Origin of the sequence: Dyella japonica A8 (assembly GCF_000725385.1) — a bacterium.
Taxonomy (GTDB): Bacteria; Pseudomonadota; Gammaproteobacteria; order Xanthomonadales; family Rhodanobacteraceae; genus Dyella; species Dyella japonica_C.
This window is the reverse complement of sequence record NZ_CP008884.1, coordinates 2,630,610-2,650,824: the sequence shown is the minus strand read 5'-3', so window position 1 is coordinate 2,650,824 and position 20,215 is coordinate 2,630,610. Positions and strand designations below refer to the sequence as shown.

15 protein-coding genes are annotated in these 20,215 nt (G+C 66.2%); 8 read left to right on the top strand and 7 right to left on the bottom strand.

What is annotated here, in order from left to right; genetic code table 11:
- Positions 1–2: 2 nt before the first annotated feature.
- The 5 genes from bcsE to HY57_RS11045 all read right to left on the bottom strand — a co-directional run bounded on the left by bcsE (position 3) and on the right by HY57_RS11045 (position 10,280).
- The gene (bcsE, locus tag HY57_RS11065; RefSeq protein WP_019466928.1) at positions 3–1,766 is read right to left on the bottom strand and encodes a cellulose biosynthesis protein BcsE; all 1,764 of its coding nucleotides are present in this window, start codon (positions 1,764–1,766) and stop codon (positions 3–5) included.
- A 31-nt stretch (positions 1,767–1,797) separates the two neighbouring features.
- A complete protein-coding gene (locus HY57_RS11060) occupies positions 1,798–5,586 on the bottom strand; it encodes a cellulose biosynthesis protein BcsC (RefSeq protein WP_019466927.1) in 3,789 nt (1,262 codons plus the stop codon).
- Entirely contained in the window at positions 5,568–6,737 is a 1,170-nt protein-coding gene (bcsZ, locus tag HY57_RS11055; RefSeq protein ID WP_019466926.1) for a cellulose synthase complex periplasmic endoglucanase BcsZ, read from the bottom strand. Before bcsZ ends, HY57_RS11060 begins: the two co-directional genes overlap by 19 nt.
- 3 nt (positions 6,738–6,740) lie before the next feature.
- Positions 6,741–9,041, bottom strand: coding sequence for a cellulose biosynthesis cyclic di-GMP-binding regulatory protein BcsB (gene bcsB / locus HY57_RS11050; RefSeq protein WP_026034215.1), 2,301 nt, complete (start codon positions 9,039–9,041; stop codon positions 6,741–6,743).
- Between the two features lie 453 nt (positions 9,042–9,494).
- Positions 9,495–10,280 carry an SDR family NAD(P)-dependent oxidoreductase gene (locus tag HY57_RS11045; RefSeq protein ID WP_019466924.1) on the bottom strand — a complete coding sequence of 262 codons (786 nt, stop codon included), beginning with the start codon at positions 10,278–10,280 and terminating at the stop codon, positions 9,495–9,497.
- 322 nt (positions 10,281–10,602) lie between these two features.
- On the opposite strand from HY57_RS11045, the gene HY57_RS11040 reads away from it, so the two are divergent.
- The 6 genes from HY57_RS11040 to HY57_RS11015 all read left to right on the top strand — a co-directional run bounded on the left by HY57_RS11040 (position 10,603) and on the right by HY57_RS11015 (position 14,700).
- The gene (locus HY57_RS11040) at positions 10,603–10,923 is read left to right on the top strand and encodes a hypothetical protein (protein ID WP_019466923.1); all 321 of its coding nucleotides are present in this window, start codon (positions 10,603–10,605) and stop codon (positions 10,921–10,923) included.
- Positions 10,924–10,927: 4 nt separating this feature from the next.
- Positions 10,928–11,314, top strand: coding sequence for a GntR family transcriptional regulator (locus HY57_RS11035; protein ID WP_019466922.1), 387 nt, complete (start codon positions 10,928–10,930; stop codon positions 11,312–11,314).
- A complete protein-coding gene (locus HY57_RS11030; protein ID WP_019466921.1) occupies positions 11,311–12,168 on the top strand; it encodes an ABC transporter ATP-binding protein in 858 nt (285 codons plus the stop codon). The genes HY57_RS11035 and HY57_RS11030 overlap by 4 nt, the downstream gene beginning before the upstream one ends.
- Positions 12,165–13,130: a hypothetical protein gene (locus HY57_RS11025; protein WP_019466920.1), complete on the top strand. Its 966-nt coding sequence runs from the start codon at positions 12,165–12,167 to the stop codon at positions 13,128–13,130. Before HY57_RS11030 ends, HY57_RS11025 begins: the two co-directional genes overlap by 4 nt.
- Before the next feature lie 44 nt (positions 13,131–13,174).
- Positions 13,175–13,873, top strand: a complete 699-nt coding sequence (locus tag HY57_RS11020; RefSeq protein WP_019466919.1) for a hypothetical protein — start codon at positions 13,175–13,177, stop codon at positions 13,871–13,873.
- A gap of 263 nt (positions 13,874–14,136) precedes the next feature.
- Positions 14,137–14,700 carry a DUF2884 family protein gene (locus HY57_RS11015; protein ID WP_019466918.1) on the top strand — a complete coding sequence of 188 codons (564 nt, stop codon included), beginning with the start codon at positions 14,137–14,139 and terminating at the stop codon, positions 14,698–14,700.
- 124 nt (positions 14,701–14,824) lie between these two features.
- Here HY57_RS11015 and HY57_RS11010 read toward each other — a convergent pair whose 3' ends face one another.
- A complete protein-coding gene (locus tag HY57_RS11010; protein WP_019466917.1) occupies positions 14,825–16,222 on the bottom strand; it encodes a class II fumarate hydratase in 1,398 nt (465 codons plus the stop codon).
- Positions 16,223–17,488: 1,266 nt separating this feature from the next.
- Here HY57_RS11010 and purB point away from each other — a divergent pair.
- On the top strand, positions 17,489–18,856 hold the full coding sequence (gene purB / locus HY57_RS11005) for an adenylosuccinate lyase (RefSeq protein WP_019463626.1): 1,368 nt from the start codon (positions 17,489–17,491) through the stop codon (positions 18,854–18,856).
- A gap of 62 nt (positions 18,857–18,918) precedes the next feature.
- A complete protein-coding gene (locus HY57_RS21575; protein WP_144240811.1) occupies positions 18,919–19,542 on the top strand; it encodes a hypothetical protein in 624 nt (207 codons plus the stop codon).
- Positions 19,543–19,579: 37 nt separating this feature from the next.
- Here HY57_RS21575 and gstA read toward each other — a convergent pair whose 3' ends face one another.
- Positions 19,580–20,194, bottom strand: a complete 615-nt coding sequence (gene gstA, locus HY57_RS10995; RefSeq protein WP_019463624.1) for a glutathione transferase GstA — start codon at positions 20,192–20,194, stop codon at positions 19,580–19,582.
- Positions 20,195–20,215: the final 21 nt, after the last annotated feature.

The window sequence follows — 20,215 nt, the reverse complement described above, 5'->3', positions numbered from 1 at the left end:
CCTCACCCCCGCGCCTTCAGGGGCAGCGACGCCGGGTGCGCCGTGCGCGGTGCCCTGGCGGCCTCGCCCGGCGGGGCCGCAGGCTTGCCAAGTATGGACAGGTCCTCTGCCGTGTCATCGTCAGCCGCATGTGGTCCGGGCGCGTCGATGGCCGGCTCGGCGGCTTCCGGCGCCATCGGGTCCACCGGTTCGATCAGTCCGGTGTAATCGGGTGGCGGCAGCTCGGCGATCTCGTCGTCGAGTTCGTCGAGCGCGGCGAAGATCGTATCGCGGTCGCCGCTGCGCAGCTCGCCGCGGAACAGGTCGGACAAGGGAATATCGAACACCCGCTCCATCGCCTTGCTGGCGTTGTCCACGTGGCAGGCGAAGAAGAACAGGTAAAGGCTGTCGCCGCTGGCCGTGCACAGGTCGCCGGCGCGGCGGATGTGGCATGCCTTGAGCGCATCGATGCCCGCCACGTCATGTTCCAGCGGCAGGCGCAGCAGCACATTGGGCAGCCGGATCGGCCGGCTGCGCTCCACCGCCTCGCGCACCAGTTCGATGAAACGCCGGGGCGGCACATAGCCCGTGGTGGTATCGCGCATGGCGGCGGAGAGCGCGCTGCGGTAATCGTCCGGCACCGGGCGCGAGAACAACTGCCCCTGCACGCCATCCACGGCAATCTCCACCTGCGCCATCGGCATGTTGCGCGGCAGGATGGCGTTGGCGCCCAGCGTGAGCATCAGCAGTTCGTAGCGGATGCTGACGTTGTCTTCGCGGATGAGGATCTTCAGTGCCTTGCCGCACTGACGGCGCAGGAAGTTCACCTGCTTGGCCAGCGTCGCCAGGCTTTCGTTGATGCCGTAATGCAGGATCACCGTGGCGGCCACGGTGCGGCTCGCGGCCATCACCAGCGCCTCGTTGTCGGCCAGCACCTGCCACGACTTGGGCATCGCGCGTTCGTGGGCCACGGCATCGTGCGACACCATCACCACCGACTCGTCGGGCGCGAGCATGCCGATGCCTTCGCCGTTTTCCCGATCACCGTCCATCATCGCGACCAACCGGTGATCGGTGGCGGAGAAGCGCAACGGAATGGATTCGCTGGCCGACAAGGCGCCGTAGTTGTCGCGCCAGAAGGCAACCTCCCAACGGAACTCGCCCTGCTCGTGCACCAGCTGCGCAGCCCCGGCGAACTGGATCTGGAAGTCGGTGAGCGGACGGAAGTCGCCGCTTTCCTCGACCAAAGGCGGCAGCATGACCAGCAGCACCGTGTGGCGCGTCTGCGCACACCAGCCGGCAAGCGCGGCACCCTGGCGGATCAGCGCGGCGCGGTCATGCCAGGCGAAACACGCCGCCACGCCTTCGAGCAGGAACTGACTGGCCGGGGCGGCGCATTGCTCGGACAGCGATTGCAGCGCTTCCATCAGCACGTCGCAGCCGTCGCGGTTGGGCGACAAGCGCAGCGAGCAGACGTTGGAGCGTGGGTGCACCGCGCCTGCCTGGTCGATATCCACGCCTTGCTGGCGCAGGGCGTAGGTGATGTCGGCGGCGGAACGCGTGGAGAGCACCGTCACCGGCGTGAGCAAGGCGTTGGCGGCGGTCTTCCAGTACAGCGCATCGCGCGCGGGCGAGCGGCTGGCGTACACCGCATAGACGCACCCCGTGGCCAGCGCCGACAGCGACGAGGGCAACCCTTCGATGGCCAGCGACTGGTTCAGCCGCAGGCGCGCCCGCGACGCGGCGCGGTCGGTCGATTCGGAAGGTTGTGGAGGAAGGTTCGCCACGGCTCTCGTCCCAGGGTTTCAGTGTGCCGGTTCAGTACGCGGAGTACGGCTTGACCGGATCAGGCGGGTACGGCACCGGCAATCGCTGCCGGTCAAAGAAGTAGCGCAGATAGATCGTGCCAAGGTTGGGTGCGTAGTCGCGTGAACGGTCGAGCTTGAAGCGCGAGCCGATCACCCAGTGCGGCGTGAGCCGGTATTCCAGCGCGCCCGCCACGGTGTAGCTGAAGCCGCCGCCGGTACCGGTGCCGAAATACGGCGAGCCGAGACCCGCCGCGGCCATGCGGGCAACGGCTTGTGCCTGCAGGTCCGGGCGCGTGGGGAAGTACGGCGCGCTGTCCTCGCGCGTCCACGAGTTACCCACCGAGGCTTCCAGCTCCCAGGCCCAGCGCTTGTAGCGGCCGGTCCAATCCAGCGGAATGGAGACGGAAACGTACTTCCCCGGGCTGTAGTAGCCGCCGTTGCCGAACGTGTAGAAGTGCTGGTTGTTCGAGTAGCTCCAGTAGTTCACCACCAGGCCGCTGGAAAAGCGCTGGTCGGTACTGACATACACCGGCAGGTCGACGCCGCTGCGCACCTTGAACTCGTGATTGGTTTCGGTGTTCTTGCCGGTGAGCACGCCAAAGCCGACCGAGGCGAACAGCGTGCTGCGCCCCCAGTCCTGCGCGCCGCGCACCGTGACGCCGCTACGCACCACGCCGCCCCAGCTTTCGCCGGTGGCCGGATCGCGCGCGCCCGCATACGACACAAGGCTGCTGGTCACGGGCCGGCGCGATACGTCCAGCGTGAGCGATGAACTGTAGAAATCATGCCGGTAGAGCAAGCCACCCAGGATGTTGCTGACCGTGAAGCCCACCGGCGAGGTGCCGATGTCGGCGCGCCAGGTATGGTTCGCGCCGTTGAAGTCATAGCCCGCCGCCAGCGCCACGCCCTTGTCAGTCTGGTCCACGGGATGCAGCCCGGCATTGCCGAGCGCGGCGATCTTGCCGAACTTGTAGGCGGGATCGAACTGGTCCGCCGGCAAGGTGCCCGCATGGAGCAGCACGGTGTCCGCATGGAAGAAATAATGGCCGGTGTAGCCGTCGGGTATGCGCAGGTAGACGGGGATCTCCGTCGCGTCCAGCCGCGACATGCCGCTGCTGCCCGACTCGTTGGACTGGATGACGGCGGTAGCCACCTGCCCTTGCCGGCGATCCTGCAGCCCCTGCAAGGCACGTTGCGCCGAGGTCAGCCCATCGACAGGGCTCGGCGTATCGCCTTCGCCCTGCTCCTGCGTCAACGCGCTGCGATAAAGCTGCGCCGCGTCGTCGTAATGCCCTTGCGATTGCGCGATGCGGCCGGCTTGCATGGTGACGTCGGACCGCCCCAGATACTGCTGCCGCAAGGGATCGACCACCGCACGCGCCTGCGCGTTGCGCCCGATGGCGGTGTAGCGACGGGCGATGGCCAGGCGGGTATCGACATCGTCCGGCGCGGTGTCGGCCAGGACCTGGTCGATGATGTCCTGCGCGGCCTGGCGATGCCCCATGCGTTCTTCCATGCGCGCGATGGTGAGTCGCGCATCGGCGTCGCCGGGATGACCGACCAGCACCGTGCGGGCGGCGTCTTCCGCGCCACGGTAATCGCCACGCGCCTCGCGAAGGTCCGCTTGCGTGAGCAACCAGCGCTTGTCCTTCTTGCCCGCCTCCGGCACGGCGTCCAGCGTGCGACCGGCAGCGGCGAGATCGCCGGCCTGGATCTGCCGCTCTGCGGTGCGCAGCGACAAGCGCAGCAGCTGATCGTCGAAGAGCGCCTGCTGTTCGGCGGTAACGCCAGGGCGCGTACGCGCATCGGCGATCCACGAACGCAATGCGTCGTCGCGATTGGCCGAGGCCAGCAGCTCGCCATACCGCAGGCGCACGCCGATGGCGGGATCATCCGGGTGCGCATCGAGCCAGTCGCGCACCAGTGCCAGGCCCTTGTCCGGTTCGCCCAGCGCGATCCACTCGCGGCCGACGCTGGCCAGCATCTGTGGGTCGTTGCGCACGTTCATGGCGATGCGATCGAGCAACGCCCCAGCCTCTTGCCGTCGTCCCTGGGCCTCCAGCTGCCGCGCCTCGCGCAGGTCGCGCTGCGCCTTGAGGTTCGCCGCCAGCTCGCGCATGCCCTGGGAGCGCTGCCCTTCTGGCACAGCAGCCAGCACCGCGCTGGCGCCATCGACGTCATCCAGCGCGTTGAGATAGAGCGCGGTGGCATAGCGCATGTCCGGCGTCGCGGCATAACGCACGCCATCCTCCATCACCGAACGTCCCAGCGCGGGAAGCCCCAGATCCAGATACTGGCGCGCCAGCGTGTAGCGCAGCCAGGCGTCCTGTGGCCGCAGGCGCACGGCATCTTCCAGCTTCAGCACGGCGGCGCCGCTCTTGCCTTCGGCAATGAGCTGATCGGCTTCGATGGAAAGCAGCTGCGCGCGCAGTTTGACCATCGCGTCGCCGGCCCCTTGGTAGCGCTGCTCCACCTGCGCGAGCAGCGGCGTGATCTCGCCGGTGCGATTCGTCGCGATCCAGACTTTGGCGAGCATCTCCAGCGCATCGATATCCGGCGGCTTCGCGTCCACCATGGGGCGCAGCAGCGCTTCGGCTTCCGGCCATTTCTCCTGCGCCATCAGCGAGGTCGCCAACACCTTCTTTGCATCGACCTGGTTGGGCTGCTGCCGCAGCGCGTCGCGCGCCAGCGCTTCGCCCTGCGCAGGATGCCCCTGCTCGTTGGCGGCGCGCGCCTTTGCCAGCGTCCCCCAGAACGTGGCGGTGGCCATCAGGCTGCGCCACTTGCCGGCGTTGTCGGGGTCCAGCTTCAGCGCGCGTGCGAACAGGGCGCGTGCGTCGTCGTGGCGTCCTTCGCGCAGTTTCGCCAGGCCTTGCTCGCCAAGCGCCGCACCTTGCCGCGCCGTCGGTGAGGGTTTGCCCGCACTCGATGCCGTGCCGGCGGTGGTCGCGCCCTTGGGAGGAGGCACGTAGGTCGCGCCGCCCTTTTTCGCCAACGCGGCGAGCGCGGCCCTGGCGCTGGCATCGTCGGGGGCTTCCTTGAGGTAGCGCTGGTACCACACGTAATAAGCGGGATCGTCCGCGCCGGCGCTGTTGAGCGCGCGCCGCCACAGCTCCAGCGCCTCTGGCCGGTTGGCATCCGGTCGCTGGTAGATGCGATAGATGATGTCCAGGCCTTCCATGCGCGTGTCGCCGCGGTCCGTCAGCATGTCGGCCAGGATCAGGGCCAGGCCGAGGTCGTCGGGGTTTTGCCGCACGCGCTCGCGCAGTTCGTTCAGCGCACGATCGCGCTGCCCCGCCGACGCCATGGCGCGGTAATAGTCGCGGGCCATCGGCCCGCTGGGCGCGCCACGCGGGAACAGCGCCTGCATCTTTGCCCATGCCTCGGCGGATTTGCCCGTGCGTGCATCCAGCCGCGCCTGGGCGAGCGCCATCTTGTCCGTGGTGGCCAGCCGGTACTGGTCGGCCAGCGCCAGCGTGGCCGGATAGGTCGGGTAGAGCTTCTGCAGCTGTTGAAGCCACTTGCCGGCCTCGACGGGCCGGTTGGAGCTCAACTCGATCTGTCCCATCATCGCCATCGCATCCGGCTGCGTGGGATCGATGAGCAGGGCCTTTTCCACGATGCCGCGCGCCATGTCGGGCCGGTTCTTGGATTGCCACACGCGCGCCGAATCCAGCAACTGCTTCATCTGCGGGCTCGGCGCCGGTGCATGGGACTGCGCCATCGCCGGCATCGCGCTACTGGCGATCACCAGCACGATGGCAGGTGCGAACAGATCGCTCAGTGCGACGCGGGGCACGTGGATGTCCAGGCGGGAATGACGGCGCCATCCGCATCGAAGCGATACAAGCCGTCGAGATAGCCAAGGCCGAACAGCGCCAGCACCTGGCTGTAGTAGCCCAGCGGCGACTGCGCCGCGAGCCGGCGCGCGCGCTGCACCTGTGACTGCGCCAGGTCGCTGCGCCCCAGCGCCGCCAGATACGGCGCCACAGCGGCGGAAAAGCCCGCGTTGCCTTCGTTGCTTGCAGGCGTGCCGGTCTGCGTGTCCACGCGCTCGGGCGGGAAACCGTGCGCCGCCACGAAATCCGCGAGCGGCCTGAAGGTATCGAGCACGGACGCGCGGCCTTGCGCATCCGGCGCCAGCATGCCGGCCCACAGGTAGACGCGGATCGCGTTGTACGCACTCTCCGCCTTGGTGGCGTCGTCCGGGCCAAAGCCCTTGCCGCTGGTGTAGATCACCCAGTCCGGCGAGTAGCCGTGCGGCGCGGTGCCGGTGACCAGCGTCGACGAGCTATCCAGCATGGCCTTCCATTCGCTCTGCTCGGGCAATGCACTGGCCATGCGGCGCATGACCTGCAGCGGGACATAGCTGGGGTTGAGCCGCCACACGTGATCCTGCGGATGAAAACCCACGGGCCCCGGCAGCACGGTGCGCCCCAGCCCCGGCAACACGGCGGTTTCCTGCGCCACGATGGCGCGCGCCATCACGGTGCCCAGTGCGGTATAGCTGCGCTCGTGCCACAGGCGCCCTGCTTCGAGCAGCGTGTAGGCGATCCAGATATCCGCGTCGGAGGCGGGGTTGCCGTCCAGCACGCCCCAGCTTGGCGCCGCATCGCCGGGCTTTGTGTCGCGGCGCCCCCAATGCCATGCGGGCAGGTGTTTGGTCAGGTCGCCCTGCGCGAGGTTGTTCTGTGTCCAGTGGAGCAGGCGATCGAAGGTGGCGCGGTCATTGGCCACCAGCGCGAAGAACAGCGCGTAGGCCTGCCCTTCGGAGACGGTGACCTGCTCCGGCGTGCTCGCGTCGATCACGCGGCCATTCGCGCTCACGGTGTGCTGCCGGAACTGATCCCAGTCGGGCCACGCGCAGGATGCCGCCAGCGCGCTACACGATGCGAGCATCGCGGTAGTGGCCCATAGCACGCGCAGGAATGACGTCGAACGGCGTCGCATGGATCACCTTTCCAGGCGACGCGCGGCGAGCCGACCCAATGCCCAGAACACCGTCAAGGCCACGAACAGGCCCGCGAGGATGCCGGCAATGGCCATCAACGCCGGGTACCTGGAAATATGCACCCACAGCCACGCATACCACGGCAGGTGCCCCACGTAATACGTGTCACCCACGGTGAGCCCCACGACGATCTTCTGTCGCACCACGGCCAGGTCGCCGCTTACCTCGTGCACCCGTGCGTCATCGCCCAGCACGTCCGTCAGGTCGCCCAGGCGATCGGATGTGTTGGCCGCCAGCGCCACCACGCTCCTGCCCTTCGCATAAGGTGACTGGAAAGCCACGAAGGCTGCCGTGGGTCCGTTGACGCTCATCGCCGCGCGTCCGGTCGGTGCATTGCTCCGCAGGCGATCCGACGGCTCGCGCAGCGACAGTTCGTTCTCGCTGCGCTGAATCAGCATGGGCAGGTCCTTGCCCCATTTGGCCATCAGCTCGCCCGCCGTACCGGTGCCGATCACCAGCAGGTCGCGGCCACGCACGGATTCCACCGCGCTGGCCGGCACCAGCGACATGCGCAATGCGGGCAGCCCGCTCCAGCGCCCCATCTGGCCCAGCATGGTGAGCATGGCTTCCTGCTCGTGCGCATCCGGCGTGTCGGACATCACCACGGCGGTGTCGGCCAGGTCGGCCATGCGGGTGAACGGGAAGCCGCTGGTGGCGAAGAACGCCAGGTTCGGCATGGCCGTGTAGTGCACGAACTGGCTGAAATCGATGGTCGAATCCGGATCGACCGCGGCGCGCGTGCTGTCGGGCGCCGCGGAGGCGCATAGCCCGGTCTTCTGCGAATCCATGTGGAACTGGAACTGGAACTGGTTGGTGCTGCCGATGCGCAGCGCCGGCACGCGGATCTCCTCCGCACCACGCGCCTCCGAGCCTGACAACAGCGGCACGTTGAACTGGCGCTCGACACCTGAGGGATCGGCCGGACGCAGGCGCACCGAACGCAACAACTGGTCGTTGACGCCGATGTTGAGCACCGAGTCGTTGTAGTTGGAAGGCGCCGTGTAACGGTAGTGCACGTTCAACGGCACGCTGTGCCGCGCCCATGCGAACAGGTCGGGCGGCAAGCGCACGTCCACGCGGATGGCGGGCGGGTTGAAGCCGGACGCCTCCAGTTGCCCCGGATCGGTCACCAGCTCCTTGAAGCTCACCTGCCGGTCGACAGGCGCCCAGTTCGGCGCATCGTAGGGGCGGCGTTCGGGCCCGAGGTCCACCGATTTGACGATGGCCTGGTCACCGGACATGCCGACCTGGCCGAGCACCAGCGCATGGACGGCGTCCTGCAGCTCCTTCGTGTCGCGGCCGGCGAGCACGAGCAGCTTGCGACCGGACTCCGGCGGGCTGGCCGGGTTGGGCATCACGATCACCGTGGGGCCTTTGATCTCGTCGATCTTCACGCCCTCCGGCATGGCGTTGGGCAACGCAAAGACGATGGCATGCGTATCGGCGGGTGACGTATTGGCCACCGGGAAGCGTGCGCCACGCCAGCCGGCGAGCGCGCCGAACCAGGACGACACCACGCCGGCCGCGCGCAGGGTCGGCGCATCCGCATGCGCGGGCAGCACGAAGGGCAGCACCAGCGGCCGGTTGTCGCGGCGGTCGAAGAACGGTGCCGGCAACAGCGCGAGGCTGTTGGGCAGGCCGATCTGCGACGTGGTCAGGGTCAGCGATGTATCGGGGCTGATATCCGTCCACAGGGAGGAGTGATACGGATCCTCGCAGTGATCGAGCGTGTAGTGCGCGATCATCTGCAGGCCGATGCGGTTGAAGTCGGTAAACAGGCGAGGATCCAGCGCGACATCCCTGCTGACGGTCTGCCCCGCCGTCTCCTTGTCCATCGGCAAGGTGGCGACGACTTCGCCGTTGAGGAACACCTTCAGGTGTGACAGCGAGTAGATCAGCGAAGGCGAGTAGGTGTAGACCAGGTGCAGCTTGGCGCCCGTCACCACTTCGTCGTTGCGCACGGAGACATTCAAGCTGCCGTTGGGATCCTGTCCCCGCAACTTGATGGAGCCGTAAGCGCCCATCTGCTTCAGCGTGAGGTCGCGGGCGACACCGGCCGGCGTCGCGGCGGCTTCATTGTCATGGGCGACGGCGGACGCTGACGCAGCGGATGCCGGCTGGCCCCGCGTTGCGGCTGGCGCGGCATTGCGGGCCGCGTCCTCGACGGCCACGGCCTGGGCGCCCAGCGCCATCCAACAACCCGCAATCAACAGCCCCAACCAGACGTGACGAAATGGCCGCATGGAATGGTTGCCTTGGGTCAGCGGCGGAACATCGGTCGACGGGGCAGCCCACGCGGCGGATCCCGTTGTCCTGCGTTCCTGCCTTGATCAACGAACCCACACGATCCGCGGAAACCCCGGGCGCATGCCATGCCGCATCCGGGCTGTTGCAGCGCCTCCACGCTCATGCCCCTGCCGACGATGATGCTTCTCCACTCCGTGGCGATACGTCACGTACCGACGGACTTCCGGTGAAGCAGTGACGCGGCGCGTGAAACCTGGCGGCTCGCCCCTTCACGCACCCGCGCAACAAACATCGTCACTCGCGTGAAACGATTAAAGAAACCGGCATAAAAGGAATGTGAACTGCCATGCCCTGTGCGTTTCCGGCAACAGCCCATGCAGGCGGCGCGACGCAGCTAAATGCGAATGCCGCCTGGTATCGCACGGCGCATCGCGGCGGCCGTGCGGGCCTCAGATCACGCTGGTCTTGCCGCCATCCATCGGAATCACGGCGCCGGTGACGTAGCTGGCCAGCGGCGAAGCAAGGAACAAGGCGACGTTGGCGACCTCGTGTGGATCGGCCATGCGCCCCAGGGGAATCTCGGCCAGCTGCCCCGCGAGGATCTCTTCGGCGGGACGCCCGCTCGCCCGCGATTCCGCATCGAGCCCCTCCTGCACGCGCCCGGTGCGGGTCAGGCCGGGGTTGATCACATTCACGCGCACGCCCTTGGCCGCATACGCCTTGGCATAACCCACCGAGGCAAGCATCAACGCCGCATTGGCCGCGCCGCCGGCGATATGCAGCGGACTGGCCTGTCGCCCGCCCTGCCCCACCACGTTCACGATGCTGCCGTGGCCTCGCGCCGCCATGCGCCGGATCACCGGGTCGATCATGTGCATATAGGTGAAGTACTTCGCCTGCATCGCGGCGTGCATGGCATCGGCGTGAAGCTCGGCGGGCGGCGTGCGGCGGGCCGCGCCGGCACAGTTCACCAGCACGTCGATCGGCCCGAATTCGTTCTCGATGTATTCGGCCACCATTTGCGCCGCCACGCTCTCGCGCAGGTCGGCGGCGGCGACCTCCAGGTGCAGTCCTTCGCGCTGCAGGTCATGTTGCGCGGCATGCAGGTGAGCCAGGTCGCGCGACACGCCGACCACCTTCGCCCCTTCGCGCGCGAACGCCAGCGCACAGGCGAAGCCGATGCCCTTGCTTGCCCCGGTGACGACAACGACGCGTCCGGCCAGACCGACATCCATGGAGCATTCCTTCCGCATGGGATGCGTCATTGAAGCACGCCGCCGGGCGCGCGCGTGGGGTGATGGCCTGGGGTGATGGCATGGGGTGATGGCATGGCGTGATGCCTGTCACCCGCGATACCTGATGACCAGCCCTGCCGCCGCCAAGCCCCGCCAGGGAACATGAGCGCCACCTCCCGGACCCAGGCCTGCCCCGGGGCTCGTTCAGGCTTATAGGCCATCAGTCATGTTGCGAATTTCAGACGTTCCTATTGACGGTTTCTATTCTGGTGTTATAGTTCACTACAACACCGGTCCACGAGGTCACTAAAGGAGACCCGCCATGAAAGCGAACAACCTGCTAGCTCTGACCGCCGCCGCTCTGTTCACCACGGCTGGCCTGGCCGCCATCCACTCCAACGTCTACAGTCTCCCCGCCAGTGAGATCAACGGCGTCAAGGTCATCGACCTGGCTCCGGTGGTGGTCCACCCCTCGGCCGAGGACCTGCGCGCCGCCGCCCTGTTGGCCGATGCCACCGTCGGCACCCTGACCGTCTCGCCGCTGCTCGCTCCGGAGAGCGCCAGCGCGAAGCTCGGGAGCCAGCTGGCCATGCCCTACTATTCGTTTGGCAGCACCAAGCTCGGCCGTATCAGCAAGGAATAACCGTATGACCATTACCTGGAACGACAGCGTCCCGATTTACCGCCAGCTCCGCGAACGCGTGGTGGCGATGATTCTGGACGGCGCCTTGAACGAGGGCGACCCGCTGCCGTCAGTACGCCAGGTTGCAGCGGATTTCCAAATCAATCCGCTCACCGTGTCCAAGGCGTACCAGGAACTGGTCGACGATCAACTGGTGGAAAAAAGGAGGGGATTGGGCATGTTCGTCATCGATGGAGCCAGGGAGGCACTGCTCAAGTCCGAGCGCGAGCGCTTCCTTCGCGAAGAATGGCCCGCGCTCTACGCCAGGCTGCAGCGCCTCGGGTTGGACCTGAAGACACTGTTGCGCGAAGCGCCGGAAAGCCCGGTCGGCCCGGAAGGGAGCCAACCATGAACGCGGTCGTGACGGCCAACGGCCTCACCAAGGCCTACAAGAATGCGCTAGCGCTGGACGACGTCAGCTTCCGCATCGAGTCCGGCCGCATCGTGGGCCTGATCGGGCCCAACGGCGCCGGCAAGACCACGGCGCTCAAGGCCATCCTCGGCCTGACCGACTTCAAGGGCGAGCTGAACGTGCTGGGCTTCGACCCGCGCACCCAGCGCGACAAGCTGATGGAACAGGTGTGCTTCATCGCCGACGTGGCGGTGCTGCCCCGCTGGATCCGGGTAAGCGAGGCCATCGATTTCGTGGCCCACGTGCACCCGCGCTTCAACCGCAGCAAGTGCGAGGCTTTCCTTGCACGCACCAAGCTCACGCCCAACCAGCGCGTGAAGCAGATGTCCAAGGGCATGATCGTGCAGTTGCACCTGGCCCTGGTGATGGCCATCGACGCCCGCCTGCTGGTGCTGGACGAACCCACGCTGGGCCTGGATATCCTCTACCGCAAGCAGTTCTACCAGAGCCTGCTGGAAGATTATTTCGACGAGGACAAGACCATCATCGTCACCACACACCAGGTCGAGGAGATCGAACACATCCTCACCGACCTGATGTTCATCCGCGACGGCAAGATCGTGCTGGACACCGACATGGATACCGTGGGCGAGCGATTCGCCGAAGTCATGGTAAGCGCCGACAAGGCGGCCACCGCGCGCAGCATGAAGCCGCTGGATGAGCGGCAGGTGTTCGGCAAGAGCATCTTCCTGTTCGACGGCGCCGACCGCGCCACGCTGGAAAGCATGGGCGAAGTACGCCGGCCGACCGTCAGCGACCTGTTCGTCGCCACCATGAAGGGGACCTACGCATGAACAACACCTTCTATTGGCTGCTCAAGCGCGAATTCTGGGAACACCGCGGCGGCTTCCTGTGGGCCCCGGTGGTGACCGGCAGCGTTTTCCTGGTCCTCAACATCATGGCCATCATCACGGCCGAAGTGCTGAGAGCCCGCCACGGCATACAGATCGGCGGCAACGACATCGGCATGATGATGCGCCACGCCGATGCCGGTGACCTGGCCCAGGTCGGCGCAGCCGCCGATATCGCCATGATCTCCTCGATGGGCCTGATCGGCATCGTCATGGGCATCGTGGTGCTGTTCTACTGCCTCGGCTCGCTCTACGACGACCGCCGCGACCGCAGCGTGCTGTTCTGGAAGTCGCTGCCGGTGTCCAACACCAGCACGGTCCTGTCGAAGGTGGCCAGCGCGGCCCTCGTTGCCCCGGTGATCGCCGTGGCGGTAAGCATCGCCTGCGGACTGCTGCAACTGGTGCTGTTCGCTATCGTGCTGTCGTTCCATGGCGTCAACGCATGGCAGCTGCTCACCCTCTCCCACCCGTTGCGGGCCATCGCATCGTTGGTGAGCAACATCCCGCTGTATGCACTGTGGGCCCTGCCCGCCGTCGGCTGGCTGATGCTCTGCTCGTCCGGTGCACGCAGCAAGCCCTTCCTGTGGGCGGTGGCGGTGCCGGTGGTGCTCGGCGTGCTGGTGAGCTGGTTCGGCATCATGGGCCTGTTCAACCTGCCCACGGAGTGGTTCTGGGTCAACATCGTCCTGCGCGGGCTGCTCAGCGTGTTCCCGGGCTCCGCCCTGATGTTCGACATGCACGGCTTCGACGGCATGAACGGCATGGACAATAACCCGCTGGGCGCGCTGTCCCCCGTCCACACCTACGGCCTGCTCGCCTCGCCCAACCTGTGGATCGGCGTGGCGGCGGGCGCGGCACTGATCGCCGGCGCCATCTGGTTCCGCCGGGTTCGCGACGACAGCTGACCTCCGACTGCATTCGCCCGCGGACATATGACTGGGGACATACGATGAAGACCAACGCTATCGCCGGCCGCACTCTTGCACTGATGCTGTTGTTGCCGCTGACCGCCTGCAGCCAGTCCGGCAGCAGCTCCAACAGCAACAGTGATGTCGCGCAGGCCGTGAAGGAAGTTCAGCAGCAGACCTCGCCGTCGGTCATCGGCGCCGAGATCCAGAAAGGCATCGACCAGGGCAAGAAGGAACTGCTCACCCAGGACATCGACGTCACCAACGTCCATGCCGGCAAGCACCCGCACGATCCGGACAACACCCGCCCGAAGGCCGTCATCACCCCGCAGGGCAGCCTGGTGATCGCCGGCAAGCCGGTCGATGCCACGCCCGAGCAGCATGGCCTGCTGGTGGATTACCGCCAGCAGATCATCGGCATCGCCAGCGCCGGCATGGATATCGGCGCAAGCGGCGCCGCCATGGGCGTGGACGTGGCCAAGCAGGCGATGCTCGGCGTGCTTAGCGGCAAGAGCGACAAGGAGATCGACGCCAGCATCAAGCCGCAGACCGACAAGATCCAGGCGGCGGTCGTCCAGTTGTGCAAGCGCATGCCTGACTTGCTCGCCTCGCAGCAGAAACTGGCCGCCGCCATGCCGGCATTCCAGCCCTACGCGACGATGACGCAGAAAGACGTCGACGATTGCAGCAAGCAAACCGACGAGCACGGCAAGCCGGGCGTCGCCGTGTTCTCCGATTGATCCTGCCTCATCCGGCGCTCGCGCCGGGTTTCACCGCCATCCGTGCCATGGATGTCCGGCGGGGTAGCGACAACGGCTGACGGTCGTGTCCCGCCTGCATCTTCCACAAGGACGTGGAATGCAGGCGGGACATTTTTTTGGGCAGGCCGCACGGGCCAGCCCCATGACGATAGGGACAGGCGGCCCGTCCGGCCACGCGACTACGATCAGGCCATACCGGCGGAACCGTTTCCGCTGCTTCTCCACGGCCAAGGAGTCCCGCCATGTCTTTTCGCTATCTGCCCTGCGTACTCGCCCTGGCCGTACTGACCACCGCCTGCAGCGGCGCGGGTGACGATATCCAGGTGTTTGGCGGCGGCACCGACGTCATCAACCATCGCCTCACGATGCATGACGGCGTCATCACCATCAAGGCGCCCGGTGTGCCCAACGCCACGGTGAGCCCGGAAGGACAGCTGGCCATCGACGGCCAAAACGTCGCCGTGAACGATGCGCAGCATGCGCTGCTGCAGCGCTACAACGCCGCCGGCAAGCAGATGCACGACGACGCCGTTGCCACCGGCAAGGCCGGGGCGGAGACGGCGACCAAGGCACTGGGCGCGGTGGCAGGCAAGATGACTGGCGCCGAAAGCACCGAGGAAACCCGCCAGAAGATGGATGCCGCGGCGGAGGGTGTGCGCCAGGCCGCAGCCAAGATCTGCGACGACCTCGCGGAAATGAAATCGGTGCAAGACGAACTGGCGAGCCAGCTGGAAGCGTTCAAGCCCTATGGGCAGGCGTTGACCGACCGCAGTGTCGACAAGTGCAGGAGCAGTGGGAAGCGCTGACGCACGATAACGCTCGCAGAAAACTGTGGGAGCGCACCCTGTGCGCGACGGAGGTAGCACGTACCTTGCCGCAGGGCTGTCGCGCACAGGGTGCGCTCCCACAAGAGCATGGCGAGACGAGGACTCAACCCCCGCCACCACCCCCGCCATGGATGCCACCCTTGGTGAGCGCCATCGGATCCAGCAGCTTCTGCAGCTCTGCTTTCGACAGCCCGGTGGTTTCCAGCGCCACATCCATGATCGGCCGCTTCTCCTTGTAGGCCTGCTTGGCCGTCGCCGCGCCCTTCTCGTAACCGATCACCGGGTTGAGCGCGGTGACAAGGATGGGGTTCTTGTCCAGCGCTTCCTTCACGCGCGCGGTATTCACCTTGAAGCCGGCGATGGCCTTGTCGGCCAGCAGCGTGCTGACGTTGGAAAGGATGCCGATCGACTCCAGCAGGTTGTGCGCTATCAACGGCAGCATCACGTTGAGCTGGAAATTGCCGGACTGGCCGGCGATGGTGATCGCGGCATCGTTGCCGATCACCTGTGCGGCGACCATCGCCGTGGCTTCGGGAATCACCGGATTCACCTTGCCCGGCATGATCGACGAACCCGGCTGCAATGCCGGCAGCTCGATCTCGCCCAGGCCGGCCAGCGGCCCGGAGTTCATCCAGCGCAGGTCGTTGGCGATTTTCATCAGTGCCACGGCGAGCGCCTTGAGCTGGCCCGACAATTCCACCGCGGCGTCCTGCCCGGCCATGCCTTCGAAGAAATTCTCCGCCGAGTCGAACTTCACGCCGGTGAGCTTCTTCAGTTCACGGGCCACCGAGGCACCGAACTTCGGATCGGCATTGATGCCCGTACCCACCGCCGTGCCACCCAGCGGCAGTCGGCGCATGCGCTTGAGGCTGTCCTCGATACGTTCGATGGCAGTGCCGATTTGCGCCGCCCAGCCCGACAGCTCCTGGCCGAACGTCACCGGCATCGCATCCATCAGGTGCGTGCGCCCCGTCTTGGGGACGTTGCGCAACTCGCGCGCGCGCCGATCGATGATCCGCTTGAGGTGCTTCAACGCCGGCAGCAACTGCTCGCTGGTGGTGAGCGTGGCGCTGACGTGGATGGCGGTGGGAATTACATCGTTGGAGCTCTGCCCATAGTTGACGTGATCGTTGGGATGCACCTTGCCGCCACCGCGGCTGGCGAGGTGGGCAATCACCTCGTTGGCATTCATGTTGGTGCTGGTCCCCGAACCGGTCTGGAACACGTCGATGGGGAACTGGTCGTCGTACTCCCCCTCCGCCACCGCCAGCGCCGCCTTGCGGATGGCATGCGCCTGGTTCTTCTTCAGATACCCCAGCAGGAAGTTCGCGTCAGCCGCTGCTGCCTTGATCAGGCCCAGTGCACGGATGAAGCTGCGCGGCAGATGCATGCCCGAGATGGGGAAGTTGTCGACGGCGCGCTGCGTCTGGGCGCCGTAGAGGGCTTTGGACGGCACTTTGAGTTCACCCATGCTGTCGTGCTCGATGCGGAACTGGCTCATGTCCTTGCGATTCCTCGGGAGGGATTCGGGGAATATAGGTCGGGGCGTGTTAGTGCTTCGCCAAGGGTGGTAGCCCTTCTGGCGCGCTCTCCTTGCAGGGAAGGCTGGGGAGAAGGCCGGTGCCTCGCTGCTCCCCGTCATCCCGGCGCACCCCAAAAAGGGGGCAAGGGCCGGAGGCGCTTCACAACAGCCGAAGGCTGGTCATCCAGTTTCGGCTAGGTTGGGTCTTCGCCTCGTGCGTCCCGCGACCTGGCTCGCCTGCCGCGGGCTTCCGAACTGCTGCCGCAGTCCGGGTCACTTTTCTTTGCTTGCCCAAAGATCCCACGGGGACTAGCTTCGCGTCGAAAGTAACCAAAAGAAAGGGCCCCCCGGATGACGCGCCTTCCGGGCCGTCGGCCCTCAAGGTGCGCGGGCGGGTTCCGGGCTTTTCGACGGGGCTCCTGCCCCGACGAAAAGTGCCTGGCCTCCCTGCCAGGCACCCCTACGGGGCCTGATCTCCACCCGCCCGCCGCGTCATACGGGGACCCGGTAGGTCAAAAGCCAAAAGCCAAAGGCCAAAAGCCAAAAGCCAAAAGCCAAAGGCCAAAGCAAGAGCCCGAGCCGTCAGCGGAGCATCCAAAGAGGCGAGTCCCCTGTGGGAGCGCACCCTGTGCGCGACAGCGGCGCCTCGTAGTCACCGCTCCGTTAGGTTGTCGCGCACAGGGTGCGCTCCCACAGAAAAGAGAAAAGCGGGCGACCGTGCGGGTCCCGACCACGCCAAAGCGATGCGAGAGGCTGCTTTAAGTCCTCATCGCTCCGGTGCGTTGCGAAGCGCTTGGAACTACCCGCTGTATAGAGGCGAAGGTTGCCAAGCAACAAACCGCCTCGAGCGTTCGAGCTTTTTCCCACGACATGCTGCCAGCTCTGGCTCTGAAGGCCATTTTCTTTGGGTTACTTTTCTTTTGGGCCAGCAAAAGAAAAGTGACTCGGCCTTCGGCAGAAGGTCGAAACGCCCGCTGCGTAAGCGGCCAGATCGTGGGAAGGCCTGAGGCGACGACCAAACCTGGCCGAAACTGGATCCCGGCCTGCGCCGGGATGACGGGCAGGAAGGGAGAGGCAAGCGCGCCCCCCCTCACCCCAACCCACTCCCCCAAGGGCGGAGAAAGCAAACACCGCGGCCACCGACGCCCAAAAGCAAGCCCACCAAAGCGCCCCGCGCACCCGAAATCCGCCCCTCCCCGCCCCTGTTGTAAAATCCCCCTTTTCCCGCCTCCGGAACACCCCCCCATGTCCTCCCATGCCCTGACCGCCCTGTCGCCGCTGGACGGCCGTTACGCCAGCAAGGTCGAAACGCTGCGCCCGATCTTCAGCGAGTTCGGCCTCATGCACCGCCGCGTGCACGTGGAGATCGAATGGCTGCTGGCGCTGGCCGCGGACAAGGGCATCGTGGAGCTGCCGGCGTTCAGCGCGGAGCAGGTGGCCAAGCTCAAGGGCATCTCGGCTGACTTCAACGTCGACGACGGCGCCCGCATCAAGACCATTGAAGCCACCACCAACCATGACGTGAAGGCGGTGGAGTACTTCATCAAGGAACGCATCGGCAATGACGCGTCCCTCGCGCAGGCCAAGGAGTTCGTGCACTTCGCCTGCACCAGCGAGGACATCAACAATCTCTCCTACGCCCTGATGCTGCGCGACGCGCGCGACCAAGTGCTGCTGCCGGCCTTTGACGGCATCATCGCCAAGCTGCGCGAACTCGCGCACGCCAACGCTGGCCTGCCGATGCTCTCGCGCACGCACGGTCAGACGGCCTCGCCGAGCACGCTGGGCAAGGAGCTGGCCAACGTGGTCGCCCGCCTGGAGCGCCAGCGCAAGCAGCTCGCCGCGGTGGAAATCCCCGGCAAGATCAACGGCGCAGTGGGCAACTACAACGCGCATGCCATCACCTATCCGGAACTGGACTGGCGCGGTTTCTCCCAGCGCTTCGTGGAAAGCCTGGGCCTGGACTACAACCCGTACACCACGCAGATCGAACCGCATGACGGCGTGGCCGAGTACTGCGACGTCGTGCGTCGCGCCAACATCATCCTGATCGACCTGGCGCGCGACATCTGGGGCTACATCTCGCTGGGCTACTTCAAGCAGGCGCTGAAGGCCGGCGAAGTGGGTTCGTCGACCATGCCGCACAAGGTCAATCCGATCGACTTCGAAAATGCCGAGGGCAACTTCGGCCTCGCCAACGCCCTGCTCGGCCATTTCGCCGAGAAGCTGCCGATCAGCCGCTGGCAGCGCGACCTGACCGACTCCACCGTGCTGCGTGCGCTGGGCACGGCGTTCGGCCACACCATGGTGGCGCTGGAATCGCTGAAGAAGGGCCTGGGCAAGCTCACGGTGAACGCCGACCGCCTCGCCGCCGATCTCGACGCAAGCTGGGAAGTGCTGGCCGAAGCCGTGCAAACCGTGATGCGCCGCTACGGCCTGCCGGAGCCGTACGAGCAGCTCAAGGCACTCACGCGCGGCCAGGGCATCACCAAGGACTCGATGCGCGAATTCATCACCGGCCTTGACCTGCCGGCGGACGCCAAACAGCGCCTGCTCGACCTGACGCCGGGTGGTTACATCGGCCTGGCTGAGCCGCTCGCCAAGGACATCTGACACATGTGTGCCGGCCCCACGGGCCGGCATGATCCGGCGCATTCAGGAGACGGAGCCTCTCCATGCGCCTGGGACCACGACGGTCAAGGAATGAACCACTCGGCGCCTTCCGCTATCGGCAGGCGCTGTATGGGTGGCCGTGGGTCTGGAGCATCGCCCCGGTGCTCGTCATCTCGAGCTATCTCCTTCGGCTGAAACACGGCCCGTTATGGTGGGCAGCGGTGTGCATGTCGCTCCTTTCGGGCGCAGCACTGCTCTTAGCCGCAACGACAAGCGCCGGCCTTTCACTCTGCGCACGCTGGACCGCTTTGAACGACGGTCCCGCCGCCTCGCGCCGATGGCGATACATAGGCTTCGCCATCAGTACCGCGGTCCTCGTGCCTGCCTGGCTATGGAGCGGCTACTGGACCTTCGTCGCCATCACGCGGCAGCACATCATCTACGGGCGATGGGACCATATCGTCGCGCTCAGCGCGGAACCGCAGCGTTTCCTGCTCTCGCTGACGGCGCATGCCGCCATGCTCATCACCATTCCGGCGTACTGGATGGCGCAGGCGCGCAAGCAGGCCATGCTTCCGGAAGCCGACAACGCCCTTGGCGCTTTCGCCGTGGACTTTCCTGCCCACCACAGGCCCGCCCCGCCACGCCGACCGCCCTCGCAGGGCATCGACAACAACGACGGTTGACATGCCCGGCACGGCACCGGGCACGTCAACCGTTGCGTCAGGCTGCCTTGAGCAAGCCTTCCGCCTTCAGTGCAGCCTGCACGTTCGGGCGCGCGGCCACGCGCTGCTGGAACGCCTGGATCGCCGGGAATGCCGAAAGATCGAAGTTCACGTGCTGCGCCCAGTTGGTGACGGTGAAGAGGTAGGCATCGGCCGCCGTGAAGTGGTCACCCACCAACCACTGATGCTTGGCCAGGTGCTGGTCGAGCAAGGCATAACGCTTGCGCAGGTATTCCTTGCGCTCCTCGCGCACGACGTCCGGCGTCTCGGGCTTGAACAACGGCGAGTAGGTCTTGTGCAGCTCGGAGTTGATGTAGCCGAGCACTTCCTGCAGGCGATAACGTGCCGTGGTGCCATGGGCCGGGGCAAGGCTGCTTTCCGGCTTCAGGTCCGCCAGGTACTGCACGATGACCGGGCCTTCGGTCAGCAGCTCGCCGTTGTCGAGCTGCAGCGCCGGCACATAACCCTTGGGGTTGATCTGCCAGTAATCCTCGCCACTCGCCGTACGCTTGGCCTTGGTATCGACCTTTTCCAGTTCCACCGGAATGCCCGCTTCCAGCGCGACGATGTGCGGCGACAGCGAGCAGGCGCCCGCGGCGTAATAGAGCTTCATGATGGTTCTCTCCATGAGGGG